The sequence below is a fragment of the Mucilaginibacter dorajii genome, from assembly GCF_024808255.1.
Lineage (GTDB): Bacteria > Bacteroidota > Bacteroidia > Sphingobacteriales > Sphingobacteriaceae > Mucilaginibacter > Mucilaginibacter dorajii.
This window is the reverse complement of sequence record NZ_JANTYS010000024.1, coordinates 56,365-81,521: the sequence shown is the minus strand read 5'-3', so window position 1 is coordinate 81,521 and position 25,157 is coordinate 56,365. Positions and strand designations below refer to the sequence as shown.

General features: G+C 42.5%; 22 protein-coding genes. 16 read left to right on the top strand and 6 right to left on the bottom strand.

Features of this window, described 5'->3' with window-relative positions; genetic code table 11:
• Positions 1–2 precede the first annotated feature (2 nt).
• The 3 genes from ligD to FHS10_RS24265 all read left to right on the top strand — a co-directional run bounded on the left by ligD (position 3) and on the right by FHS10_RS24265 (position 4,097).
• Positions 3–2,732 carry a DNA ligase D gene (gene ligD / locus FHS10_RS24275; RefSeq protein ID WP_259096094.1) on the top strand — a complete coding sequence of 910 codons (2,730 nt, stop codon included), beginning with the start codon at positions 3–5 and terminating at the stop codon, positions 2,730–2,732.
• Between the two features lie 250 nt (positions 2,733–2,982).
• Positions 2,983–3,432: a hypothetical protein gene (locus tag FHS10_RS24270; protein ID WP_259096092.1), complete on the top strand. Its 450-nt coding sequence runs from the start codon at positions 2,983–2,985 to the stop codon at positions 3,430–3,432.
• A 38-nt stretch (positions 3,433–3,470) separates the two neighbouring features.
• Positions 3,471–4,097: an N-acetylglucosamine-6-phosphate deacetylase gene (locus FHS10_RS24265; RefSeq protein ID WP_259096090.1), complete on the top strand. Its 627-nt coding sequence runs from the start codon at positions 3,471–3,473 to the stop codon at positions 4,095–4,097.
• 241 nt (positions 4,098–4,338) lie between these two features.
• On the opposite strand, the gene FHS10_RS24260 is transcribed toward FHS10_RS24265, so the two are convergent.
• Entirely contained in the window at positions 4,339–5,664 is a 1,326-nt protein-coding gene (locus FHS10_RS24260) for a sensor histidine kinase (protein ID WP_259096088.1), read from the bottom strand.
• A 149-nt stretch (positions 5,665–5,813) separates the two neighbouring features.
• On the opposite strand from FHS10_RS24260, the gene clpB reads away from it, so the two are divergent.
• Positions 5,814–8,429, top strand: a complete 2,616-nt coding sequence (gene clpB / locus FHS10_RS24255) for an ATP-dependent chaperone ClpB (protein ID WP_259096086.1) — start codon at positions 5,814–5,816, stop codon at positions 8,427–8,429.
• A 133-nt stretch (positions 8,430–8,562) separates the two neighbouring features.
• On the opposite strand, the gene FHS10_RS24250 is transcribed toward clpB, so the two are convergent.
• Together FHS10_RS24250 and FHS10_RS24245 are read right to left on the bottom strand one after the other, a co-directional pair.
• Positions 8,563–8,745: a hypothetical protein gene (locus FHS10_RS24250; protein ID WP_259096084.1), complete on the bottom strand. Its 183-nt coding sequence runs from the start codon at positions 8,743–8,745 to the stop codon at positions 8,563–8,565.
• Between the two features lie 85 nt (positions 8,746–8,830).
• Positions 8,831–9,262 (bottom strand): hypothetical protein, encoded by a 432-nt coding sequence (locus FHS10_RS24245; RefSeq protein ID WP_259096081.1) that lies wholly within the window; start codon positions 9,260–9,262, stop codon positions 8,831–8,833.
• A gap of 178 nt (positions 9,263–9,440) precedes the next feature.
• Between FHS10_RS24245 and FHS10_RS24240 the strand changes: the two genes are divergently transcribed.
• Positions 9,441–11,057: a hypothetical protein gene (locus FHS10_RS24240; protein WP_259096080.1), complete on the top strand. Its 1,617-nt coding sequence runs from the start codon at positions 9,441–9,443 to the stop codon at positions 11,055–11,057.
• A gap of 145 nt (positions 11,058–11,202) precedes the next feature.
• The gene (locus FHS10_RS24235) at positions 11,203–11,625 is read left to right on the top strand and encodes a phosphoribosylpyrophosphate synthetase (protein WP_259096077.1); all 423 of its coding nucleotides are present in this window, start codon (positions 11,203–11,205) and stop codon (positions 11,623–11,625) included.
• Positions 11,626–11,818: 193 nt separating this feature from the next.
• Here FHS10_RS24235 and FHS10_RS24230 read toward each other — a convergent pair whose 3' ends face one another.
• Positions 11,819–12,337, bottom strand: a complete 519-nt coding sequence (locus tag FHS10_RS24230; protein WP_510186648.1) for a HEAT-like fold family protein — start codon at positions 12,335–12,337, stop codon at positions 11,819–11,821.
• Positions 12,338–12,573: 236 nt separating this feature from the next.
• Here FHS10_RS24230 and FHS10_RS24225 point away from each other — a divergent pair, with 236 nt between their 5' ends.
• The 3 genes from FHS10_RS24225 to guaB all read left to right on the top strand — a co-directional run bounded on the left by FHS10_RS24225 (position 12,574) and on the right by guaB (position 16,907).
• Positions 12,574–13,851: a M16 family metallopeptidase gene (locus FHS10_RS24225; protein WP_259096074.1), complete on the top strand. Its 1,278-nt coding sequence runs from the start codon at positions 12,574–12,576 to the stop codon at positions 13,849–13,851.
• A 110-nt stretch (positions 13,852–13,961) separates the two neighbouring features.
• Positions 13,962–15,245: a M16 family metallopeptidase gene (locus FHS10_RS24220; RefSeq protein ID WP_259096073.1), complete on the top strand. Its 1,284-nt coding sequence runs from the start codon at positions 13,962–13,964 to the stop codon at positions 15,243–15,245.
• A 189-nt stretch (positions 15,246–15,434) separates the two neighbouring features.
• Positions 15,435–16,907 (top strand): IMP dehydrogenase, encoded by a 1,473-nt coding sequence (guaB, locus tag FHS10_RS24215; RefSeq protein WP_259096071.1) that lies wholly within the window; start codon positions 15,435–15,437, stop codon positions 16,905–16,907.
• Positions 16,908–17,027: 120 nt separating this feature from the next.
• Here the strand turns inward: guaB and FHS10_RS24210 are convergent, their stop codons facing one another.
• Positions 17,028–17,810: a hypothetical protein gene (locus FHS10_RS24210; RefSeq protein ID WP_259096068.1), complete on the bottom strand. Its 783-nt coding sequence runs from the start codon at positions 17,808–17,810 to the stop codon at positions 17,028–17,030.
• Positions 17,811–17,919: 109 nt separating this feature from the next.
• Here FHS10_RS24210 and FHS10_RS24205 point away from each other — a divergent pair, with 109 nt between their 5' ends.
• The 4 genes from FHS10_RS24205 to FHS10_RS24190 all read left to right on the top strand — a co-directional run bounded on the left by FHS10_RS24205 (position 17,920) and on the right by FHS10_RS24190 (position 20,844).
• Complete coding sequence (locus tag FHS10_RS24205) at positions 17,920–18,504, top strand: LOG family protein (RefSeq protein WP_259096067.1); 585 nt, start codon at positions 17,920–17,922, stop codon at positions 18,502–18,504.
• 200 nt (positions 18,505–18,704) lie between these two features.
• Entirely contained in the window at positions 18,705–19,301 is a 597-nt protein-coding gene (locus FHS10_RS24200; protein ID WP_259096065.1) for a Crp/Fnr family transcriptional regulator, read from the top strand.
• A 139-nt stretch (positions 19,302–19,440) separates the two neighbouring features.
• Positions 19,441–20,022, top strand: coding sequence for a DUF308 domain-containing protein (locus tag FHS10_RS24195; RefSeq protein WP_259096063.1), 582 nt, complete (start codon positions 19,441–19,443; stop codon positions 20,020–20,022).
• 501 nt (positions 20,023–20,523) lie between these two features.
• Positions 20,524–20,844 carry a hypothetical protein gene (locus tag FHS10_RS24190; RefSeq protein ID WP_259096061.1) on the top strand — a complete coding sequence of 107 codons (321 nt, stop codon included), beginning with the start codon at positions 20,524–20,526 and terminating at the stop codon, positions 20,842–20,844.
• Here the strand turns inward: FHS10_RS24190 and FHS10_RS24185 are convergent.
• On the bottom strand, positions 20,841–21,734 hold the full coding sequence (locus tag FHS10_RS24185) for an SMP-30/gluconolactonase/LRE family protein (RefSeq protein ID WP_259096059.1): 894 nt from the start codon (positions 21,732–21,734) through the stop codon (positions 20,841–20,843). The genes FHS10_RS24190 and FHS10_RS24185 overlap by 4 nt on opposite strands.
• Positions 21,735–22,013: 279 nt before the next feature.
• Between FHS10_RS24185 and FHS10_RS24180 the strand changes: the two genes are divergently transcribed.
• The 3 genes from FHS10_RS24180 (at position 22,014) to FHS10_RS24170 (ending at position 24,896) form a co-directional block, all read left to right on the top strand.
• Positions 22,014–23,402 carry a sensor histidine kinase gene (locus FHS10_RS24180; RefSeq protein ID WP_259096057.1) on the top strand — a complete coding sequence of 463 codons (1,389 nt, stop codon included), beginning with the start codon at positions 22,014–22,016 and terminating at the stop codon, positions 23,400–23,402.
• 73 nt (positions 23,403–23,475) lie between these two features.
• Entirely contained in the window at positions 23,476–23,853 is a 378-nt protein-coding gene (locus tag FHS10_RS24175; protein ID WP_259096056.1) for a response regulator, read from the top strand.
• Positions 23,853–24,896, top strand: a complete 1,044-nt coding sequence (locus FHS10_RS24170) for an adenylate/guanylate cyclase domain-containing protein (protein WP_259096054.1) — start codon at positions 23,853–23,855, stop codon at positions 24,894–24,896. The genes FHS10_RS24175 and FHS10_RS24170 overlap by 1 nt, the downstream gene beginning before the upstream one ends.
• Positions 24,897–25,157 lie beyond the last annotated feature (261 nt).

The following is a 25,157-nucleotide window of genomic DNA, read 5'->3' as shown; positions in this document are numbered from 1 at the left end:
CCATGAGCCTGGAAAAATATGTCCAAAAGCGGGACTTTACCAAAACCGCCGAACCCAAAGCCGGAAAAAGCAAGGATAAGGATAGTTTGAGCTTCGTGGTTCAAAAACATGATGCATCGCGGCTACATTATGATTTCAGGCTGGAAATGGATGGCGTGCTCAAAAGTTGGGCGGTGCCTAAAGGACCATCTACAGATCCTAAAACCAAGCGACTGGCCATGATGGTGGAAGATCATCCCTATGATTACCACACTTTTGAAGGCATTATCCCCCAGGGTGAATATGGCGGCGGCACCGTTATTGTTTGGGACGAGGGCACTTACGAACCTATCGAGGAAATTAAAGGCAAAAAGGCTCAGGAAAAGTATCTGCTCAAGCAACTCGAATCAGGTTCGGTAAAAATAAAGCTTCACGGCGATAAACTGGAGGGCGAATTCGCGCTGGTAAAAACCCATGGAATGGGCGATAACGCCTGGCTGCTGATTAAGCATGATTATGATTTCGCTTCAAAAAAAGATATCACCAAAGAAGATAAATCGGTGGTCTCGAGTAAAACCATCGAGGCGATGGAAAAAACAAGTGATAAGGTTTGGCATAGTGGGCACGAGGAAAAGGTAGAGAAGCCTAAAAAAGCGGCTGCAAAAGCATCGACATCAAAAAAAAAGTTAACTAAGGCTATTGAACCGCAGGAAAGCGTGGCCGAGCCGCAAGATATAGATGTAGCGGCAATTTTGAAGAAAGCGTCCAAGGGAAAAATCCCTACCGGGATGAAGCCCATGCTCGCTACCCTGGTTGATGAACCTTTTGACGATCCCAACTGGGTTTACGAGGTGAAGTGGGATGGATATCGCGCGCTGGCTTTTATCAATAAGGAGGAAGTTGAGCTGCAATCGCGCAATAACAAAAGCTTTAACGAAAAATTTTACCCCATCTATAAACTGCTGCAAAAGTTTACTATCAATGCCGTGCTTGATGGCGAGATCCTGGTTTTAAATGATAAAGGCATTTCTAATTTTGGCAACCTGCAAAACTGGCGCAGCGAGGCCGATGGCCAACTGGTTTACTACGTATTTGATATTTTATGGTACGATGGTAAAAAACTAACCGGTTTGCCGCTTAGCCAGCGCCAGGCCATCTTAAAAGAGGTTCTACCAACCAACGATGACAGTATTCGCGTCAGCACAGTTTTTGACGCCAGCGGTACTGATTTTTTCAAAGCAGCCGAACGAATGTGCTTAGAAGGCATCATTGCAAAAAAAACAAACAGCACCTACACGGCCGACATGCGATCAAAAGAATGGCTGAAAATTAAAGTACATAAACGGCAGGAAGTAGTGATTGCCGGTTTTACTAAAAACGAAGATACCGCTAAGCAGTTTAGCTCATTGCTGTTAGGCGTTTATGAAGATGATACCCTGCAATATGTAGGTAAGGTAGGCACGGGCTTTTCTGATAAAGTGCAAAAAGAAATGATGGCGCAGTTTAAGCCATTGATCACCGATAAAAGCCCGTTTGATACTATCCCGGATGTAAATAAACCATCACGTTTCAGACCCAATCCACCAAAGGCTAAGGCAACCTGGTTAAAATCCGAACTGGTTTGCGAAGTGGCTTTTAGCGAAGTTACCAGCGATGGTGTTTTCAGGCACCCATCTTTCCGGGGGATGCGGGTTGATAAAAAAGCCAAAGAGGTTGCCCGCGAAATTGCCGAGCCTACTGCAACGGCCATCGACCCAAAAACAGAAAAAAACGAAGATAAACATGCCATGGCTATTAAAGCTCCCGAGGATAAAGGCAGGAAAACGCTGCTTAACCCTAAAGATGAAACCCAGGTGCGCAAAATTTGCGGGCACGATTTGAAATTTACCCACCTGAGCAAATTTTACTGGCCCGAGGATAAGGTAACCAAGCGCGATATGTTCAACTACTATTACCAGGTAGCCGAATATCTTTTACCTTATTTGAAGGACAGGCCCATGTCGCTCAACAGGTTCCCGGGTGGTATTCACGGCCCCAGTTTTTATCAAAAAGATGTAAAAGGTAAAGCGCCGGATTGGGTCAAAACTTTTCCGTATATCAACGGCGATGGCGAACATAAAGAGTATTTGGTTGGTACAGATGAAGCAAGTTTACTATGGATGGCATCGTTGGGCTGTATTGAAATGAACCCATGGTTTAGCAGGATACAATCACCCGATAATCCCGACTATTGCGTGATAGACCTCGACCCTGATAAAAACACCTTCGACCAGGTAATTGCTGCCGCGCTGGAAGTGAAAAAAGTGTTAGATGCCATTGATGTACCATCCTACTGCAAAACATCCGGCTCAACGGGCATGCATATTTATATCCCTACCGATGCCAGATACACCTATGAGCAAACCCAGATGTTTGCCCGCATCGTTGTTGATATTGTACATAAACAAATCCCCAATTATACCAGCCTGGAACGAATGGTAGCCAAACGGGGAGGTAAAATGTACCTGGATTTTTTGCAGAACCGCCCCGGTGCAACCATAGCCGGTCCGTATTCACTTCGGCCAAAAGTAGGTGCCACGGTATCTATGCCCCTGCACTGGGACGAGGTAAAACCAGGACTCACCATGAAACACTTTACCATTTTTAACTCCGTAGACAGGCTAAAAAAAGAAGGCGACCTATTTAAAGGCGTATTAGGAAAAGCGATAGACCTGGAGAAAACGATCAAGAAAGCACAAAGTATTTTCAGTTAGCGCCTGTTTAAAAATAAATAAAAAGATCGTCATTGCGAGGAGGTACGACGAAGCAATGACGGGTGTATATGTGCTTAATGGAGGGTATAAAAATATTCTGAAAGAAATTCAAACAGGCTCTAAGTATTTGGCAGTTGCCAGTTAGCAGTTGGCGGTATGGTACGTTCAGAGGCTTTCCAACGTAAGTGTTTTTTATTGTTATTGAGTTATAATTTCAATAAGCTTGCAACTCATTCTAATAAAGGTTCAAATGATAAAAGAGCTCTTTGCAGTCAACGTTTTTGATGGTCAAACCATATTAAAGAATCAATTAATTCAAGCAGAACACGGGAAAATTTTATCGTTAACTACAATGGATGCTCCGCAAAATGTACCAATAGTGCAATACTTGTCGCCGGGGTTTATCGATTTGCAGATTAATGGTGGTAATAAAACTTTTTTCACCCAAAAGCCTACTGTCGAAAGCGTTAAGGATATAGATCTGTCATGCAATACACTTGGTACCGTATGGACACTGCCCACCCTTACTACATCTCCTGTTTCAAATATCAAAGAAGGAATAAACGCCATCCGTATTTTTCGCGAAAATCATCCCAATACAGGTGTTTTAGGCATGCATTTGGAAGGTCCTTTTATCAGTCCTGAAAACGCGGAGGCCATCCTGCAGAATATGTACAACAACCAACTGATGATGTATTAAAGGAACTTATCGAAAACGGTAAAAACATTATTAAATTGATGACCATTGCCCCCGAGGTGTTCAAACCAAGCCAGATTGCCATGTTGATAGAAGCTGGAATTACCCTATCAGTAGGTCATTCAAATGCCACCTATCCACAGGCCAAAGCAGCTTTTGATATGGGGATTAACCTGGTTACGCATTTTTACAATGCTATGTCCTTATTCCTTCCCAAAAGTCCAGGTGTAGTAGGAGCTGTATTTGACGATCCCCGTATTTATACTCCAATTATCCTTGATGGCATTCATTGTGACTACGCTGCAGCAAGAATTGCCTGGAAATTAAAAAAAGACAAACTGTTCCTGGTATCTGATGCATTATTTACGGGGAGAACAATGAAGAAGTTTCAATGGCGGGGTATTGACATTATCCTTGAAAATGGCGCCTACAGAAATTCAGAAGGCAATTTGAACGGTGCTGCGATAACTATGGGAGATGCTGTAAGAAATGCTGTAACGCATGTAGGCATACCACTTCAGGAGGCAATTGAAATGGCAACAATTCGGCCTGCAAAAGCATTAAACATTGATGATAAGGTGGGCAAAATAGTACCCGGTTATCCGGCTCGTTTCACGGTATTTGATAAAGGGCTGCAAAACTTTGAGGCATTATGCCTGGTTGAATAATATATATCCTGTTATCACTAAAATATTATTATTCTTATCAAACTAACCTAACTCATCCTGAATATCCGGAACGCGGAGTGGTAAATTTCTCCGGAATATCCAGTGTATCAAGAGAAGCGATGAACCTGGAGAAAACGATCAAGAAAGCGCAAAGTTTGTTCAGTTAGCCGTTTTCCGTGGGCAGTTTGCAAAGCGATGCCAGAAAAGCACCAATGAACAAGTGTACTAATGAACCAATGAACTACCCTATCGGCAGTTTCACCACAAAAACAGAGCCCCGGCCTTCGGCGCTTTCTACTGTAATGGTACCGTTGTGGCTTTCAACTATCTGCCGAACAATGCTCAGCCCAAGTCCGGTTGATTTTTCGCCGCGTAGGCCAGTGCGGCCGGCTTTGGTAAAACGGGTAAAAATATCGGGCAACATTGTTGCAGGGATTCCCATGCCGTAATCCTGTACCTCAATCATCACCGCTTTATCTAATTTACTCAGTCGCACATCTACCCTGTCGTAATCTTTAGAAAATTTGATAGCATTGCTTACCAGGTTATCAACCACTCTAAAAAACTTTTCCTTATTAATAAGGGCGAAAACAGGGTTAACACTACTTGTAAAAACAACAGATATTTTCTTTTCTGATTTCCAGCCATTAACCGCGTCTTTTAATAGCTGATTAAGTTCGGTACGTTCGGTTATTATGCCGGTATTATTCTCATTTTTTGCGGCCTCCAACAAGTCATCAATGATAGATCGGGCTTTGGCACACGATGTTTTAATCATGTTTAAGTTATCCTGGGTATCAGCGTCTACATCATCAAGTTCCATCATCATCGCAATGGACTCAACCGCTCCTATCGGGTTGCGCAAATCATGTGCAACCATGCCCAATACCTGGTTTTTAAACTCATTGGCTTTTTCAATCTGCTCGTTTTTTTCGCCTATCTGTAAAACCTGCTGATAGCTATTGGCTTTATAGGTAAAAAAATACCTGGAGGTAAGGTAAAAAGCCGATAAAAGGATCACCGATATCAACTGGTTATAAAGCATTTGTGTAGGCGATGCCTGGCTGTACAATAGCAGGGCTGTAAAAAAAATTTCGGTTGCTATTAAAAGCATGAAAGTTTCATCGTACTCCAATACAAAAATTGCACTGATAAGGCACAACGCGATAAGATAAAGCGTAAGTGCGTTACTGGGATCAGATGTAGCAATAAAACTGGAGTACATGCCACAAGTAATAATATACAACGAAAATAAAAAAATCACAAAGGCCATTAGCTGCGTACCCTTTTGGCGCTTTTTAAAATCCAATATCAAAAGGTTACTTGCTACCAGGAAAAACGGTGTAGTGATCAGGAATATCCAGTTACTTGTATTAAATTCGGGAAAGTTTTGTGCCTTGGTCAGGCTTGATGGGAAAACAAAATATAAGATCCTGATAATTAAGTTCAGCAATAAAAACACCGTACTTGCCGCCCTCATGGCTATCAGATTTTGATAGGTATAAAAATTCCGGTACGATGTTCTGTACTTTTTTGGCAGATTTTTGAAAAAGAAAAGCGTATTCAATATTGTTTCTTATAAGGCTTGGGCAAAAATATTAATTTAAATAAGAATCTTTCTAAATTAAAGTGCCAAAATGACCTTAAAGTTTGTTTTTACGTGACTTTTTATCATACCCCGACTAATGGCAAGGGATTTGACTAACATTGAGTACTATGAATTTCAACAACTTTACCATAAAAGCCCAGGAAGCCGTTCAAAAGGCTTCTGAAATTGCCACTGGCAATCAACAGCAGGCAATTGAACCGGCGCACCTTTTAAAAGGCTTGCTGCTGGTTGATGAAAATGTTATATCGTACTTATTAAAAAAACTAAATGTAAACCTTAACCGCTTAAATGATACACTGGATGCGCAAATTACATCGTATCCTAAAGTGAGTGGCAGCAATATATATCTATCGTCCGATTCAAATTCGGCCCTGCAAAAAGCACAGGGGTATTTAAAGGAGTTTAAAGACGAATTTGTATCCGTTGAGCATATTCTGTTAGGCATTTTAGCTGCCGGCGGTACTGTAAGTTCAGTATTAAAGGATTTTGGCGTAAACGAAAAGGACCTGAAAAAAGCTATTGTGAGTTTACGTGGCGATAGCAAAGTAACCGACCAAAATGCCGAAGCTACTTACAACGCTTTAAATAAATACGCCCGTAACTTAAATGAATATGCAGGCTCGGGCAAACTCGATCCGGTTATCGGCCGTGATGATGAGATCCGCAGGGTTATACAGATCTTATCCCGTCGTACCAAAAACAATCCCATCCTGGTGGGCGAGCCTGGTGTTGGTAAAACTGCCATTGCCGAGGGCATCGCGTTCAGGATCATCAAAGGAGATGTACCAGAGAGCCTTAAAACTAAAGTGGTTTACTCGTTAGATATGGGTGCATTGATAGCAGGTGCCAAATACAAAGGCGAGTTTGAAGAACGCTTGAAAGCCGTTATTAAAGAGGTTACGCAAAGCGATGGCGAAATCATCCTGTTTATTGATGAGATCCATACGCTGGTAGGCGCCGGAGGTGGCGAAGGTGCTATGGATGCGGCCAACATATTGAAACCAGCGTTGGCCCGTGGCGAGTTACGTTCCATAGGCGCTACCACCCTTAATGAATACCAGAAATATTTAGAAAAAGATAAAGCCCTTGAACGTCGTTTTCAAAAAGTAATGGTGGAAGAGCCTGATGCGGCCGATGCCATTTCTATTTTGCGCGGATTGAAAGAACGCTATGAAACACACCACAAAGTAAGGATCAAAGATGAGGCTATCATTGCCGCTGTTGAAATGTCGCAGCGTTACATCTCAGACAGGTTTTTACCGGATAAAGCTATCGACCTGATGGACGAAGCCGCTTCAAAACTCCGTTTGGAAATGGATTCGGTACCGGAAGTGGTTGACGAACTGGAGCGCCGCATTATGCAGCTGGAAATTGAGCGCGAAGCCATTAAACGCGAACATGACGACCGTAAGGTTGCCGAACTGAGCGAAGAAATTGCCAATTTATCGGCACAGCGCGATTCTTTGCGTGCCAAATGGCAGGGTGAAAAAGACCTGGTAGACGGTATCAACATTAAAGTTGAACAAATTGAAAATTACAAGCTGGAAGCCGAACAGGCCGAACGCGCCGGCGATTATGGCAAAGTAGCTGAGTTACGCTATGGCACCATTGTACAGGCCCAGGCCGAAGTTGAAAAACTGAAAGCCGCCCTGTTAGAAAACCAGAGCGATAGCCGCATGCTGAAAGAGGAAGTTACTGCCGATGATATTGCCGGTGTAGTGAGCCGCTGGACGGGCATCCCGGTGAGTAAAATGATACAAAGTGAACGGGAAAAACTGTTAAACCTGGAAGACGAGCTGCATAAGCGTGTAGCAGGGCAAGAGGAGGCGATAGAAGCGATTAGTGATGCCATACGCCGCAGCCGGGCTGGTTTACAGGATAAACGCAAGCCAATTGGATCGTTCATATTTTTGGGTACGACAGGTGTAGGTAAAACCGAGCTGGCAAAGGCCCTGGCCGAGTACTTGTTTAATGACGAAGCCGCCCTGGTACGTATTGATATGAGCGAATACCAGGAACGCCACGCGGTATCGAGATTGATAGGAGCGCCTCCGGGTTATGTGGGTTATGATGAAGGCGGGCAGCTGACCGAAGCCGTGCGCCGCAAACCATACAGCGTAATATTGTTGGATGAGATTGAGAAAGCGCATCCCGATGTATTTAACATCCTGTTACAGGTGTTGGATGATGGCCGCTTAACCGATAATAAAGGCAGGGTGGTGAATTTTAAAAATACCATCATCATCATGACCTCAAATATTGGTTCAAACATTATCCAGGAAAACTTCCAGAGTTTGGAAGATAAAAACCGCGATGAGTTGATAGCCAAAACAAAAAACGAGTTGTTTAGCTTATTAAGGGCAACCATCCGTCCGGAGTTTTTAAACAGGATTGATGAGATCATTATGTTTACACCACTTAGCCGCGATGAGATCCATGACATTGTGAAGCTGCAATTTAACCAGGTAAAACAAACCCTGGCCGAAATGGGCATCACCATGGAAGCAAGCGACGAAGCTTTAGATTGGCTGGCCCAGTTGGGATATGATCCGCAGTTTGGTGCACGTCCGTTAAAAAGGGTGATCCAGAAAAAGATCCTCAACGAGCTATCTAAGCAGATCCTGGCCGGTAAGGTAGATAAGGACAGCACCATAAAAGTTGATGTATTTGATAACAACTTTGTATTTTTGAATACGCCAAAGGTTAGTGAAGTGATTGAGTGAGTTGAATAAGTTTATTAGGTTGGATTAAGTTAGAATAAGTTTAATTAGGATGAAAGATTAACTATTTTAAATAACTAACTCCATCATATAAAAAACAGCCGCCGGGTTTGGGCGGCTGTTTTTGTTTATAGTACTAAGGCTTTTCTTCGTCTTCTTTCTTTTCGTCAACCATTTCTATAAGTACCTCATTGTCATTATATCTCTCTTCGTTTTTTGCTAAGATTGGGGCAGCACCCGCTATAGAAATTCCAGCTACAGCGAGTAATAAAAACAGTGCCAGGAATATAAACCTCCACAGCTTTTTAAGTCTCTTCATGAAATACCAATAAGCACATAGCTGATTTTAGAACACAGCCATGCAGTTCAATAAAATTTTATTTGGAAAAATCGGGGCTTGAAGATTAGCCGATATTGGAGAGATCCTGGTGAGAAAAACAGATAGGATTTATCAATTTGAACTGCATGATACTTTTATAAGCATTGAAAAGTAAGTTCAAATGAATATAGTGAGATGTGGCAATATTGGCAGACAATAACAGTCCAAAAACCGGGCTTTGTTTGGGCGTGAAACAATAACTCCCTCTTTTATCAAGCGCAAGTAATGCCCTCTTAAAACTAACACCATTTTTAAGGATAGATGGCGGGGTGGTCAACACTTCGGTATTGGCTACACCGATCATTTTACCCCCATTGCTTACGTAACCAGAAGTAGCGAAAAAACTGATCAATAAGGTTAAAGCCAGTATATACTGCTTAACCCTTATTCTGATGTGCCTAAATTTTTCGCCATTGAGCATAGGTAAATATAGTGATTCGGGATGTAATTTAATCATAAAACCCTTTAATTGTATCAACAATAACACATTCAATATCAGATTGAAAAATCAGCTACACAAACTATAATTAACAATAAGTTAATATATTAGCAATATAAGGTTCTAAAAATATAACCAAGTTTGATGCACAGTTAATAAACATAAACTTATACATAAACCACCTAAAAAACACACTATGCTAAAATTCAACAATTCAAGGCTGCTTTTCGCTGCCTTAGCTTTTGCAGGAACACTCGCTACAGGCTGCAAAAAAGACCTTGCCGCACCCGCCCAAGCTGCCACCGATTTAAATTCGGCTTCAAAACTTAAAACCGAGGCGGTTTCTTTAACCCAGGGTTTTGAGGTTGGCTCAACCAGTCCTAAAACAGCTTATGATGTATCGCCTACCGGATCAAGCAGCGGCGATAATGTAACCCTTTCGGGCAATTCATGGAACATGTATGATGCGCTTATAGGTAACCTTGCCGGCGATTTAAAAGCCGGCTCATGGGCAGCACGCATCCGCAACACAGGCAAAATCACCATGCTGTTTGATGTAACCACCGGTATCAGCACCGTAACCATCAAAAGCGGTACTTACAGCAGCGATGCGGCCAGCACCTGGGGATTGTTCTATTCTGTTGATGGCGGCACAAGCTACACACAGGTAGGTTCAACCATAACCACTACTTCAACCTTAACCTTATCAACTTTTACGTTCACCGGCGTAACCGGCACGGCACGTTTAGAGATCCGCAAGCTAACTGGCGGCACCAACCGTATCGATATTGATGATATCACCATTAATGACGGTGGTACCGGCGGCGGCGGTACCGGTGGTGGTACCGTACTTACAGGTAAAAAATTCCTGTTTGATGCAAGTCACCTCGAAAATGCGGGCAGTGCAGATTGGCAGATAGATGCTGATGGCACCGAAAGCGTACCAATTTATACAGGTGGTACCACTGTTGAAACCAAAGCGCAACGCATACCAACACCATCGTACACCGGCATTACCTCAACCACTGCCGAAACCTATTGGAAAGGGGCCCTTTCATCTTGGGCTATTGAATTGGTTAAACGTGGCGAGCTGGTTGAATCATTGCCAAGCGGAACTGCCATTACCTATGGTACATCTGCCGCTCAGGATTTAAGCAACTACGACGTTTTTGTAGTAGTTGAGCCTAACCGTTTATTTACCGCTGCCGAAAAAACAGCATTAATCAACTTTGTGGCCAATGGCGGCGGCTTATTCATGATTGCCGACCATACAGCTGCAACAACCGCGGGTACCGATGCCAATGGCTACAATCCATCAGACCGCGATGGCGATGGTTATGACTCGCCACGTGTTTGGAATGATCTGATGACCAACAATGGTATCAATAACAGCAACCTGTTTGGATTCAATATCAATTATGTAGATATCAACGAAAGCCCATCAACCAATGTATACACCGGCACCAACGCCGATGCGCAGAAAGTACTTAATGGTGCTGCAGGTACAGCATCCAAACTGGCTTTCTATGATGGATCAACAGCAACTTTGCTGCCTGCCAATAACTCAAGTGTACAAGGCCTGTTCTGGCGTAACAGCGCTACTAATGGCGGCACTGCAAATGCTATGGCTTTGCTGGCAACTTATGGCAGTGGCAGGGTAGTTTGGATTGGCGATAGCTCTGATGCTGATGACGGCACAGGCGATACCAACGATAGCCTGTTCAACGGCTGGTCTGGCGATGCGCCATCTGGTTATACCTCGCACCCGGCGTTGCATTTAAATGCTTCATTGTGGCTGGCTAAGGCGCAATAGGCCTCAAGCCGAAGCCCCTCTAAATCTCCCCTGAAGGGGAGACCTTTGATTTGCATATTCTAAACTTGCGAAGTTTTAAAAACTTCGCAAGTTTTTTGTTTGCGATGGTTTTATAATGATAGAGGCCATGTTTTTTATGCAAAAGATGTCAAACAACATCCATTCTTACTGGTTATATACCCACAGGCAGTTTAACCTGCTGATTACCTTAAACATCACCGCCATGAAAACTTACGATACTTTAGTGGATGCCACTAACGACCTGTTGAAAAGAGGATACACCGCCAACCTGATTTTAGATGGCGACACTATAGATGATAACGATAAAGGAGTAAAGATGGCTGCTGACGACATTGAGATAGACGAATTTTATCGTTTTGAAGGTGCCAGCAACCCCGATGATATGTCGATAGTTTACGCCGTATCATCAGAGAAATATAATCTTAAAGGTGTACTGGTAAACGCTTATGGTACTTATGCCGATAACAGTTCATCAGCCATAGCGGCCAAACTACACCACAACCAGGTAAGCCATAATTTACACGGGGAAGATAGACCTGCGGAATAAGATGCGCAGATTTCAGATGTGCAAATATGCAGATGAAATACCCGCGTCATTGTATAGAACGAAGCCATCCCCAACAGGCAGGCTAATCAGTTAAGGCAATTCTTTACAGTTCGGAATTGCTTCGTGTGTCCTGATGACATTTTTTTTGATTATCATCTGCACATCTGAAATCTGCACATCTGAAATCCGTACATCATTTCCCAATTTCCTTAAGTATTTTCTTCCCTCTTGATTGAATGCCCGGGCTGCCATCGCGCATCAAAAATTCAAACTGGGCGGCTAATTCTTCTTTTATCCAGGGGAAGGCATCTTTCAAATTAAATAAGGCCCGGCCTGCAAAAATCTTTACTGCAACTTTGGTTTTAGGATTTATCATCCAGTCGAAAAGTTGTTCCACTACGGGTTCAAAATCAATTTCTTTAAGTTTTATTTGTAATGATGCAGGCACATCCGGCTCGGTAATATGCATAATAATCTTGGCGTAATGCCGCATGCAGCTTTGGTGTTTAACATCTTTAAAACGCCCGATAAGGTAATGCAGATCGGGCAGATAACTTTCCGGATCGGTTAAAAAAACGTTTTCCAGTATCCATACTGCCCTAAAGGAAACCGCTTTATCGGGGTGAAAAGTGATATCGATAATATCACGCAGCGCAAATTGTTGCTCCTTCAATATCCGGCTTAACTCCAGCACCTTGGGTTTGCCAATAATGTCGGTTATCTGTTTAATGAGTTCAGTTTACGTCATGTTTTTTTAGTCCGAAAGTCCGAAAAGTCCGAAAGTCCGAAAGAGTTTAGTCTGTAAGTTTGAGACAACTTTCAGTCGGAGAGTTTGGAATCTCGCATCAAATTAAAAATACGCACAGTTCCTCAACTTTCGAACTTTCCGACTTACAACAACAATATCGGCAAAAGTTTTACATTTGCTCAGTTTAAAGATAACTATCAATGGTTAAATTCAATCGATTTACACTGGATAATGGCCTCAGGGTTATTGTTCATGAAGATAATACTACGCCTATGGCGGTGCTTAACATTCTGTATGATGTTGGCGCACGCGACGAAGATGCCGACCAAACCGGCTTTGCCCACCTGTTTGAACACCTGATGTTTGGCGGATCGGTAAACATCCCCAGCTATGACGAGCCCCTGCAGCGTGTGGGTGGCGAAAACAACGCTTTCACCAGCAACGATATCACCAACTATTATATCACCCTGCCATCGGCCAATATTGAAACAGCCTTTTGGCTGGAGAGCGACCGTATGCTAAGCCTTGCCTTCAGCGAAAAAAGCCTGGAAGTGCAACGCAACGTAGTGATTGAGGAGTTTAAACAGCGTTATCTTAACCAGCCTTATGGCGATGTTTGGTTAAAGCTTCGGCCGCTGGTTTATAAAAAGCATTCTTATCGCTGGGCCACCATTGGCAAAACCATTAAACATATTGAAGATGCCCGCATTGAGGATGTAAAAGCATTCTTCAAAAAGCACTACAACCCGCAAAACGCCATTATGGTTGTTGGCGGCGATGTAAACCTGGAGCAGGTAAAACAATTAGCAGAAAAATGGTTTGGATCTATCCCGGCCGGTGAGAAATATCACCGCAACCTGCCGCAGGAACCGGAGCAGCATGAAGAACGCCGCGAAACGGTTACCGCCAAGGTACCGCTGAACGATGTTTACATAGCTTTCCAGATGGGTGCCAGGTTAGATGAGGATTACTATGCGGTTGAGTTATTGAGCGATGTGCTTTCACGCGGTCATTCATCGCGCTTATACCGCAGTTTGGTGCAGGATAAACAGATCTTTAGCGAAGTACATGCCTATATTACCAGCAGCCTTGACAAGGGTATGTTTGTGTTAGAAGGTAAACCCTTAGAAAACGTCAGCATTGAGCAGGCCGAAGCCGCCCTTTGGGAAGAATTGGAAAAGGTTAAAAGCGAGGAGATCCCAGCCGATGAGTTAACCAAGGTTCAAAACAAAACTGAATCGACCATGGTGTTCTCAGAAATGTCGTTATTGGATAAGGCCATGAACCTGGCTTCATTTGAGTTGCTGGGCGATGCCGATATGCTGAACCAGGAAACCGAAAAATACCTGGCCGTAACCAGCGGCCAAATTAAAGAAGCCGCCAATAAAATATTCAGGAAAGATAATTCATCCACACTCATATACCTGGCAGAAAAAGCGCCGGTAGCTGAAACAGCGTTTTCGGAATTAGAGAATTAACAAAAAATTTGTCTGAACCACGATTTTTAGGATTAAAAGGAATCAAATCCTGTAAACCTGAAAAATCCGTTTAATCCCGGTTCAGACTAATGACCAATGACTATTGACCAATGACCAACATAGATAGAACATTAGCCCCGGATTTTAAGGCTATCGATAATATAACCCTGCTAAGGCCCGAGCGGCAGAAACTTCATAATGGCTGTAACGTGTTTTGCTTTAACTCCGGCGACCAGGAACTGGTACGTATAGAATGGATTTTTGGCAACCTGCGTTTTAAGCCGGCAAAACCGATGTTGAACATGGCTGTAAATACCATGCTTACCGAGGGTACCAGCACGTTAAATGCGGCGCAAATTGCCGATAAAATAGATTTTTACGGTGCTTTTTTACAGGTGGAGTACGGATATGAAAACTCGACAGTAACTCTGTATAGCTTAAACAAGCACCTGCACCACACGTTGCCGGTTATATTAGATCTGCTTACTAATTCTACCTTCCCAGAAAAGGAACTGGAAACGTTTAAGCGCAACCAACAGCAAAAGCTACAGGTAAGCCTGCAAAAAAATGATTTTATTGCCCGCAGGGATTTCAATAAAGCGGTTTACGGCGATACCATTTACGGCCTGGGTGCAACCCTCGACAACTATAAAAGCCTGCAACGCGATGACCTTGTAGCCCATTACAAAGAAATGTATCAGCCTGCAAACTGTACTATAGTTATCGCCGGTAAAATTGAACCCGAGGCTCTGGCTCTTATCACCGATACCTTTGATAAAAACTGGGTTAACGGCCCAACTGCTGCCGATACTACCCAGCCGGATATTCAGCCCGCAACGGAGTTACTTTACTTTACCGAGAAGCCTGATGCACTACAGTCGGCTATCAGGATAGGTACGCCTATTATTAATCGTAACCACCCCGATTTTCAGCAATTGCAGGTTTTAAACACGGTTTTTGGTGGTTATTTTGGCTCAAGGCTAATGGCTAATATCCGCGAAGACAAAGGTTACACCTATGGCATTGGTTCGGGCTTAAGCTCTCTAAAACAGGGTGGGGCGTTCTTCATCGCTACCGAAGTTGGCGCCGATGTTTGTAAAGCTGCGGTTACCGAAATTGAAAAAGAACTAAACCTGCTTAAAACCGAACTGATTCCCAACGAAGAATTGGCCCTGGTGCGCAACTATATGTTAGGATCATTATTGGGCAGCCTGGAAAACGTTTTCTCGCACGCCGATAAATTCAAAAGCATTTACTTTGCCGGCCTCGATTATGATTATTACGACAGGTATGCAGCCACAGTAAAAAGTGTAGATTCTGCAAAACTGTTGGAACTGGCCAATAAGTATTTTCATTTCGCCCAGTTTTATAAGGTGATTGTAGGAAAATACTAATTTTTTGATTTCGGATTTCGGAATTGAGATTTCGGATTTTTAAATCCCAAATTGAACATCCGAAATCCGAAATTTCCCCAATTATCATAGAACGGCAATAATCAAACAATTCCGAAATCTCAATTCCGAAATCCGAAATATTTAGTTAGCTTTGCCCGGCAAATAATAACTCCAAAATAATTATTTGCTATGCAGTTAGACCCATCTAAATTTGTTGCCGAAGGATTAACTTACGACGACGTATTACTACTCCCCGCTTATTCTGAAGTATTGCCGCGTGATGTAAACACAGGTACTTTTTTAACCAAAAACATTCGTATAAACATCCCAATTATTTCAGCAGCTATGGATACCGTTACCGAAGCTGGTTTGGCTATTGCCATTGCCCAGGCTGGTGGTATTGGTATACTGCACAAAAACATGACCATACAGGCCCAGGCCGATGAGGTGCGCAAAGTAAAAAGATCTGAAAGTGGAATGATCCAGGACCCTATTACTTTACTTGCAGATGCACTGCTTGAAGATGCTTTCCAGATCATGAGGGAATACAGCATTGGCGGTATCCCGGTAATTGATGCCGATCATAACCTTAAAGGTATCATCACCAACCGCGATTTGCGTTTCCAAAAAGATATGAGCATCCCGGTTAGCGAGGTAATGACCAAAACCAACCTGATCACCGCACCTGAAGGTACTACCTTAACCGAGGCTACTGCTATACTACAAGGTAATAAAATTGAAAAACTACCTGTTGTTAATGCCGCCGGCAAGTTGGTTGGTTTAATTACTTATAAAGACATTCAAAAAGTTAAAAATTTCCCTAACGCCTGTAAAGATGAATTTGGCCGTTTAAGGGTTGGTGCCGCTGTTGGAGTTGCCGCGGATAATATCGACCGTGTAAAGGCCTTAGCCCAGGCAGGTGTTGATGTAATTACTGTGGATACTGCACACGGTCACTCAAAAGGGGTTATTGATATGGTTAAGGCTGTAAAAGCTTTATTCCCAAATCTGCAGGTTATTGCCGGTAACATAGCAACCGGTGATGCAGCCATCGCGTTAGCCGATGCCGGTGCCGATGCGGTTAAAGTAGGTATTGGCCCGGGTTCTATTTGTACTACCCGTATCATTGCCGGTGTAGGTGTACCACAGTTGTATGCCGTTTACGAGTGTGCTAAGGCCCTTGAAGGCCGTGGCATCCCGGTTATTGCCGATGGTGGCATCAAACAAACAGGCGACATTGTAAAGGCCATAGCAGCCGGTGCAAGCTCCATTATGGCAGGTTCATTATTTGCAGGTGTTGAAGAATCACCAGGCGAAACTATCATTTACGAAGGCCGTAAATTTAAATCATACCGCGGTATGGGTTCAGTTGAAGCAATGGCAAAGGGGTCAAAAGACCGCTACTTCCAGGACGAAACCGATGTGGTAACCAAATTGGTACCCGAAGGTATTGTTGGCCGCGTGCCATTTAAAGGCAACATGGCCGAAGTAATATTCCAATACATTGGTGGTTTACGTGCCGGTATGCACTATTGTGGTGCCGCCACTATCGAAGACCTGCAACGTGCCAAATTTGTACGCATTACCGCAGCCGGTATGCGCGAAAGTCATCCGCATGATATTACGATCACTAAAGAGGCACCTAACTATACAAGCAGGTAGTTTTAGGTTGATTAGGTGAGTGGTTGATTGAGTGAATGGGTTTTCATATCAATTTAAAAGCCCGTAAGATTAATAAGTTTTTACTTTTAACCTTACGGGCTTTAGTTTTAACAGGTCGTTTTATTGACCGTTAACAGACGACGATTTTGAAATTAAACTGTTAGAGGTAATAATTTTCAAAGCCTGGTCATAAGTAAAGCCTTCTTTAACCAGGGCATCAAAATAATCTTTATTTAGTTTGGCCATTTCGGCTATTTTGCCAGGTTGTTTAAAGTACGCAAATTGCGCGTCGAGCATCGATTTTGCCAGGGTGGCATACATTGGCCCCATAGCGCCCATAGCGTTCTGCATTTCATTTCCCGCCCCATAAAATAAGCCTCTTGAAGCAGTATCCGCATTTGCAGGTGGCGGAGGGAGTAGTACAACATCCGTTATTTTTACTTTTCTGTTGGAGCCATCTGGTATTGCCTTGGTAAGGCTTACATTATAGAAATTAAAAAAAGTGATCCCGTCTTTTCTATATCCAGCCCTTTCAATAATGTCGATGGCTTTTGCAGCAGCCGGTATTTTTTTGAAATATACTTTAAACGTAAGTTTATCGCCGGCTTTTGCAAAAACATGTCTTGCGGGTACCATAGCTATGTTTTCAGATTTTATATAGTTATAATGCTCATTACCCTGGTCTGTTTGGATATAAATCTCCTTATTTAGCTGCACCCATGAATTATCGCCATTTGCGGCGTAAGCAAAAGTTACAGTGGTAAACTGGCTGTTGGTTTCTATTTTGGTGATCTGGCAATTGTAGTCGTCATTTTGATCTATCTGCGGATTTATAATATTTTGCGAGAATGCAGAAAAGCAGGCCATTAGCAGAAAGCTGGTAAGTGTTAAGGTTTTTTTCATAGGATATCTTTTTTTAAAGATATATAAATAATACCGATGAGGATAGAATAGATTTTACAGATAACACAAGCTTAACCGGGCATTGCTCAAATTTTATTATAATTGAAACATGAAATCTATCTGTGTATTCTGCGGCGCTAACTTTAACGGCGATCCTGTATTAAAAGAAGCAATTGAACAACTGGCCGAAGTAATGGTAAGCCGGGAGATTACCCTGGTTTACGGCGGTGGTAAAGTTGGCGTTATGGGTTTAATAGCTGATGCTGTTTTAAGCAGGGGCGGGAAAGCGATAGGTGTTATACCACAGTTTTTACTGGATAAGGAAGTTGGCCACACCGGGCTAACCGAATTGCACATTGTAGATAACATGCACCAGCGCAAGCAAATGATGAATGATCTTTGCGATGCCATCATTACTCTACCCGGCGGCTTGGGCACGCTCGAAGAGTTTTTTGAGGTACTTACCTGGCTGCAATTAGGCCTGCATAACCACCCGATAGGCTTATTAAACGTTGGCGGATTTTACGATTCCCTGCTTACCCAAATGGATGTAATGGTAACTCAAAAATTCCTGAAACCCGCTAACCGCGAATTGGTGATCACCTCGGGCAACCCTATAGAACTGGTAAATCTGATGGAGAGCTTTAATGCAACTCCTGATGAAGTTTGGTTCAGGGATAGAAACTTAACGTAGATTGAAACTCAAAAGCTTGTCGCTTTCCCACGCCTGTTTCCTGGTCTTGATTTCTCATTTGATTCCGCTATATCGATTTATCTTGATTTCCGACGTCCGGGTCTATCCACCACACTTGTGATAAAACGCCAGGTGCTTTTACATTTCAGCAACATTTGATTGTACTGGTTTAATTACATTTGTTGAGCCCTATGCGCCCCATGGACAACGAAAAACATGCCATATTAAACGATGTATTAAAAAGCTTTGCCGGCCTTACCGATACTGATATTGCCGTGGGGCAAAGTCTTTGGCGAACCCGCAAAATTGCTAAAGGCGATTTCTTTAACATGCAAAGCTTTGTTTGTACCGATCTGGCGCTGATAACCAAGGGCGTTTTCAGAATTTATTTTGTACCACCTAAAACCCAGGAAGAAAAGAATGTGTACTTCTTTTCAGAAAAACAATTCCTGGTATCGTTTCGCAGTTTTATCAACCAGTACCCCTGTTATTACTACATCCAGGCTTTAGAGGATGCAGAGATCATCTCCATTAACTATAAAGACCTGCAATACCTGTACACCACCCCTACCGGCTGGGAAAAATTTGGCCGACTGATAGCCGAACTGTTTTTTAATTATTCGCAAAGCCGCGCCGAAGAGTTTCTGTTTAACACCGCCGAAGAACGCTACATCAAACTAACTAACGAACATCCAAATATCGTTAACCGGATTGCCGCTTACCATATATCATCATACCTGGGTATCAAAAACCCATCATTAACACGCATTAAAAAGCGCTTGCTCGCCAAAAAATGATGGTATCGCATCTTTAGCGTCTGAATAAACAGATCTTTCACAAAACTTTGTCGGTTTTTCACCTAAGTGAAAATCTGCGGCATTTATTGTAACCAACTTTGTGTTTTCAAAATAAAACAACAACGTAAAAAATAACGCAATGAAAACCGAACAACTTTTTAAAACCAACGCGACTGCAAAAGCAAAAGCATTAAGTACACTTTATTTTACCAGGATGGGCTTTTCCATAATATGGGTAACACTGGTAGCTATTTTCGCGTCAAAATCGCCCCAAATAGCTGCGATATTATTGATCATATACCCGGCCTGGGATGTTGTAGGCACTTTTTGGGATATCAGCATTAATAAAGGTAAGGAATCATTAACGCCGCAATACACCAACGCTGTGATCAGCATCATCACAACCTTTGCAGTTGGGGTGGCTTTAAATTCAGGAGTCCCGGCCGCGCTTATTGTTTTTGGTGCCTGGGCAGGCCTAACCGGTATTATACAATTGGTGCTTGGTTTACAAAGGCGCCGCGAATTGGGCGGCCAGTGGCCAATGATATTAAGCGGTGGGCAATCGCTTATTGCGGGTATTGCATTCGCCGCTATGGCACATCAGCCAACCATGGGTATTGCCAGCCTGGCAGGATATTCGGCCTTTGGGGCATTTTATTACCTTTTGGCAGCAATTCGTCTATCAAAAACTACAGGTGTACCAAATACACAAGCTATCTAAAAGGTTTTATTAGTTATAAAGCCACGTTTTTTCAACAAAACATATCATAATCTGTAAACTTTGTAATATTTGTTAAAAAGTTTACAGATTATTTTATTTGACAGGGTTATTGGTATCATTATTGCAAGGTGAGAACATATTGATATACAGGCAAATAAAATGTTTAAACAACATTTATTAATTTATCAATATCGCACTTAAACATTGTCAATATTATCAAATTGTTAATAGTTAATATTTTTGCTTAAAATATTTGCAAAATAAAAGATAGCATGTATATTTGCAGTGTAATAAATGTAAGGCGCTGAACGGCAGCAAAAACAGAAGGTTCGAGACCTCACTTACAGCTCTTCTCATAATTTAGGTTTATAATTGGTTAGAACGCGCCCCTGCCCATCAGAGGGCGCTTCTTGTTTCTATACATTTTTGTAAATCGTGCATCAAACAAAATTGCGGCTATATTGTCTTTAGTATCAAACTTATACTTTATTAAAAACATCTATGAAAAACCCGGTTTACCTGGTATTAAAACATACAGACGGCAGTTCAAGAAACATCATCATCGAGCCCGTTTTGAATCACAACCTTACCGATACGGGCGTTTATAAGATCTATAAAACATCGGTAGACAATGAATCCACCTTGTTTACTGAAGAATTAGAGATAGATGAAACCCAGGCGTCACTCCCCGATAACGACAACCCCGATTATTTAGGCACCATCCATTTTTTAGCAAACCACAAGCATTGGGATTACAACGGCGATCTGCTCAGCAAAAACGAGCAACAGCAAATAGCCGTTTTTTTACAACAACAGGTTTAATCAACACCTTTCACTTTCATTTGAAAAGTATACACCGCTTTTGACGCGGTGATAAACAGCATATCTTTATTTTTACCGCCAAAGCAAATATTGGCAGTCCAGGGTTCGTCAATATCAATATGACCTATTTTTTCGCCTTTGGGGTTTACTATGGTTACGCCCTTGCCGCACATGTAAATATTTCCTAATTCATCAATAGTCATCCCATCGCAGCCCATGGCTATAAAAAGACTGCGGTTACTTAATGAGCCATCCTTATTAATATTATAACGATAGGTTTTATTATCGCCAATATCGGCTACGTACAAGTATTTACCATCATGGGTGCCTATAATACCATTGGGTTGCTTAAACTGATCGTCGACCACCACGGCCTCGTGTTTCCCTTTAGCCAGGTAGTAAAGCTTGCGCCCGTCAAGGTCGGGCTGCTTGCGGGTCCAGTAATCGCGCTGGTAGTACGGGTCGGTAATGTATAATCCACCGTCTGGCCGCACCCAAACATCATTGGGGCCGTTAAACAGCTTACCTTTATAATCGGTTAATAAAACGGTTATCTTTTTATCGGGGCTGATACTCCAGAGCTGATCTTTGGCATCGGCACAACTAATCAGATTGCCTTTCCTATCAAAATACATCCCATTGCTGCGGCCCGCACTATCTAAAAACACAGACAGTTTGCCATTGGTATCGTACTCCCAGATCTTATCGTTAGGCTGATCGGTAAAAAAGACGTTACCTTTTTTATCTACAGCAGGCCCCTCGGTAAAAGCGAACTGTTTGGATACTAATACAGGCTTTGTGCCGGTATCATATAAATTAGCTGCATCCTGTGCAAATACGCTATATGACGCAGTTAGCAAGCTTAAAAATACCAATGGGAGTTTTTTCATTTTTGGGCGATAATTGATTGGCTAATGTAGGGTGTTTTTGGATGAGAAAAAAGGAGTTCTGTTGCAGAGCCGCAATATATCGCGGTTGCAACATTCCTATCACTCATGCAAATCAGACCGCCCGGCATAGTGGCAAACGCAAAATATTACGTCTTTACACTAAAATAAAATCGCTTTTAAAAGCGATTTATCTGCTAAACCCGCCCCATATTTTAATTAGTGTAAATAAAATATTAGTTTTAAACTGTTTGCTTACATCAGCATTACATAACACTCACTATGGATATTGGATTCGAACCATTTGTAGCCATCATTCTGCTAACACAGTATCGCAAAACATTAAAAAGAGAAGGCATACGCGATGATTGGAACAGATATTTGTTATTTGCCATGTGGGGGGCTGCTACCTTAATGTGCCTGGAGTTTGCCCTTAAGGACGAAACGTTAGCCTTGCGCTTTGTTGGCCACCTGTTTACCTTTGCGCTAATCACTTTGCCCTTTACCAAAGAGGAGTTTAGGGTAAATAAGCCTATTATCAACGCCGTTATACCTTTTGTAATCATTGCTTTTTTATCTGATACCACCGAAGCGCTTTTCACTAAATTTTATAATAATAATGATGGCGTATTTGAAAGTGCCACCTGGTTTGCTGTGCTTTGGTTTGGTGCCATGTGGTTTATTAACCGCAAGCAAAATAAAACACTTGAAATTGAGCGCAAAAAGCGCGAAATGGAGCAGGAACAAAACCGGATGATGGCCGCCATGAAGGTTAACCTGGAAAGTGAAGTAAAACAGCGTACTGCCGAACTAACCATGCAAAAAGAAGAACTGCAAAGCGCGCTTGCCGAGTTAAAAAGCACCCAGGCCCAACTGGTACAGCAGGAAAAAATGGCATCGTTAGGTGAGCTTACCGCCGGTATAGCCCATGAAATACAAAACCCGTTAAACTTTGTAAATAACTTTAGCGAGGTAAGTATAGAATTGCTGGAGGAACTAAAAGAAGAGATCTTGGCAAAACTTCCCGATGACGCCAAAGAAGAAGCCGACGAGATCATTAATGATATTACCCAAAACCTAACCAAAATAAACCAGCATGGCAAGCGCGCCGATAGCATTGTAAAAGGTATGCTGCAACACTCGCGCAGTACAACCGGTAAAAAAGAACCTACGGATATCAACGCCCTTGCCGATGAGTACCTGCGTTTAAGCTACCATGGTTTACGGGCAAAAGATAAAATGTTTAACTCGGGCATGAAAACCATTTTTGATGATAGCATTGGCAAAATAGAGGCTATTCCGCAGGATCTGGGCCGGGTGCTCCTCAACCTGTTCAATAACTCCTTTTATTCGGTTGCCGAAAAAAAGAAACTTAATATTGCTGGCTACGAGCCTATGCTTACGGTAGTTACCAAAAAAATAAAAACCACACAGGGAACACCGGCAGTTGAAATTACCGTGACCGATAATGGTACAGGCATCCCGCAAAAAGTATTGGATAAAATATATCAGCCATTTTTTACTACCAAGCCTACCGGGCAGGGCACAGGATTAGGTTTATCTATGAGTTACGATATTATTACCAAAGGCCATGGCGGCGATTTAAAAGTGGAAACAGCAGAGGGTGAATTTGCCAGGTTTATCATCACTATTCCCGATGGTAAAGCTTAATTAGTGGTAAATGCCAATCAATTTCACTTTTACTATCGGTACAAACCAATACAAAACTTAACTTTGGAATTATATGAAAATACTTGTTGTTGATGATGAAGCCGATGTACAACCTTTGTTTCTGCAGCGTTTCCGCAAGGAGATAAAATCCGGGGAGATCGAGTTTAATTTCGCGCAATCGGGCGAGGAAGCAATGGCATTCCTATCAGTAAATCATTCGGAGGTGATACTCATATTATCAGATATTAACATGCCGGGCATGAGCGGGCTGGAATTACTGGATAAAATACGCCACACTTACGAAAAACCGCCACCGGTGGTAATGATGATAACTGCCTATGGCGATGACGAAAACTACCAAAAATCAATGGAACTGGGGGCAGACGACTTTTTGACCAAACCCCTGGATTTTAATAATTTAAAAGAAAAACTTAAACACTTAGAACAATAATGGCCAAAATACTGGTGGTTGATGACGAATTAGACCTTGAACTACTGATAAAACAAAAGTTCAGGAAAAAGATCCGCGAAAAAGTATATGATTTTGTATTTGCCCACAACGGTTTTGAAGCATTAGCTAAACTTGCCGAAGACCCGGAAATTGATATGATATTGAGTGATATCAATATGCCCGAAATGGATGGTCTTACCCTGCTTACCAAATTGCCCGAGGCTAACCCCATCATTAAAGCGGTTATGGTATCGGCTTACAGCGATATGGATAATATCCGCACCGCCATGAACCGTGGCGCGTTTGATTTTGTAGTAAAACCCGTAAACTTTGATGACCTGGATATCACCATCGAAAAAACACTCTTGCACGTTGAAGAGTTAAAAAAAACCATGCAGGCCATTAAGGAAAACAACATCCTTAAAATGTATGTAGATGAAAACGTGCTAAACTTTATGACCACCAAGGAGTTTGAAAGCAGCTTATTGAGTAATGAAACCATAGAAGCTTCGGTATTATTTATTGATGTGTGCGGCTTTACAAAAATATCTGAACATGTGCCCGCCAATACCGTGGTAAACCTGCTCAACACGCTGTTTGATGTAATGGTAAAAGAAATTATAGCACAAAACGGTCACGTTGATAAATTTATGGGCGATGCCGTTATGGCCATTTTTCGCGGCGAGTACCACCTCGACCGCGCCATTGATGCCGCCCTTGCCGTGCGCGAAAAAATGCACGCCACAGAATCCATCAGCTATGGCGATAAAACTTTTAAGCCCGAAGTATCTATAGGTATCAACTCCGGCGAAATGATTTCGGGCAATATTGGCTCAGCCTCCCTAAAACGTTTGGATTATACCGTTATTGGCGATGCCGTAAACCTGGCCCAACGCCTGCAAGGCGTAGCCCAGGCCAACCAGATCATCGTAACCGAAGAAGTATATCACAAAGCCAAAGAATCATTCGAGCTAAGCAAAATAGGCGAAGTAAGCTTGAAAAATAAAGCTAAAGCGGTGGAGATATATGAAGTAGTTTCTTAAGGGTTGGCAGTAAGACGTTTTGTTTGGTGTAATGCCCTCTCCCACCTGTCATGCTGAGGTACGAAGCATCTATTCACGAACTTTGCAGGGCAGTAGGCATGGCTTAGAATAGATTCTTCAAACGTTCAGAATGACCGTTTTGTAAAAATAACTCTCTCCCACCTGTCATGCTGAGGTACGAAGCATCTATTCGCAAACTTTGCATAACGGCAGGCATGGCGCAGAATAGATTCTTCAAACGTTCAGAATGACCGTTTTGTA

Bases quoted from the DNA above. Each gene is read 5' to 3' on its own strand.
- FHS10_RS24185 (WP_259096059.1), bottom strand. From the start codon at position 21,734: ATGAAAAAACTCCCATTGGTATTTTTAAGCTTGCTAACTGCGTCATAT.
- FHS10_RS24180 (WP_259096057.1), top strand. From the start codon at position 22,014: ATGGATATTGGATTCGAACCATTTGTAGCCATCATTCTGCTAACACAG.
- guaB (WP_259096071.1), top strand. From the start codon at position 15,435: ATGCAGTTAGACCCATCTAAATTTGTTGCCGAAGGATTAACTTACGAC.
- FHS10_RS24270 (WP_259096092.1), top strand. From the start codon at position 2,983: ATGATAAAAGAGCTCTTTGCAGTCAACGTTTTTGATGGTCAAACCATA.
- FHS10_RS24190 (WP_259096061.1), top strand. From the start codon at position 20,524: ATGAAAAACCCGGTTTACCTGGTATTAAAACATACAGACGGCAGTTCA.
- FHS10_RS24235 (WP_259096077.1), top strand. From the start codon at position 11,203: ATGTCAAACAACATCCATTCTTACTGGTTATATACCCACAGGCAGTTT.
- FHS10_RS24195 (WP_259096063.1), top strand. From the start codon at position 19,441: ATGAAAACCGAACAACTTTTTAAAACCAACGCGACTGCAAAAGCAAAA.
- ligD (WP_259096094.1), top strand. From the start codon at position 3: ATGAGCCTGGAAAAATATGTCCAAAAGCGGGACTTTACCAAAACCGCC.
- FHS10_RS24200 (WP_259096065.1), top strand. From the start codon at position 18,705: ATGGACAACGAAAAACATGCCATATTAAACGATGTATTAAAAAGCTTT.
- FHS10_RS24225 (WP_259096074.1), top strand. From the start codon at position 12,574: ATGGTTAAATTCAATCGATTTACACTGGATAATGGCCTCAGGGTTATT.
- clpB (WP_259096086.1), top strand. From the start codon at position 5,814: ATGAATTTCAACAACTTTACCATAAAAGCCCAGGAAGCCGTTCAAAAG.
- FHS10_RS24265 (WP_259096090.1), top strand. From the start codon at position 3,471: ATGACCATTGCCCCCGAGGTGTTCAAACCAAGCCAGATTGCCATGTTG.
- FHS10_RS24250 (WP_259096084.1), bottom strand. From the start codon at position 8,745: ATGAAGAGACTTAAAAAGCTGTGGAGGTTTATATTCCTGGCACTGTTT.
- FHS10_RS24175 (WP_259096056.1), top strand. From the start codon at position 23,476: ATGAAAATACTTGTTGTTGATGATGAAGCCGATGTACAACCTTTGTTT.
- FHS10_RS24205 (WP_259096067.1), top strand. From the start codon at position 17,920: ATGAAATCTATCTGTGTATTCTGCGGCGCTAACTTTAACGGCGATCCT.
- FHS10_RS24170 (WP_259096054.1), top strand. From the start codon at position 23,853: ATGGCCAAAATACTGGTGGTTGATGACGAATTAGACCTTGAACTACTG.
- FHS10_RS24240 (WP_259096080.1), top strand. From the start codon at position 9,441: ATGCTAAAATTCAACAATTCAAGGCTGCTTTTCGCTGCCTTAGCTTTT.
- FHS10_RS24220 (WP_259096073.1), top strand. From the start codon at position 13,962: ATGACCAACATAGATAGAACATTAGCCCCGGATTTTAAGGCTATCGAT.
- FHS10_RS24210 (WP_259096068.1), bottom strand. From the start codon at position 17,810: ATGAAAAAAACCTTAACACTTACCAGCTTTCTGCTAATGGCCTGCTTT.
- FHS10_RS24245 (WP_259096081.1), bottom strand. From the start codon at position 9,262: ATGATTAAATTACATCCCGAATCACTATATTTACCTATGCTCAATGGC.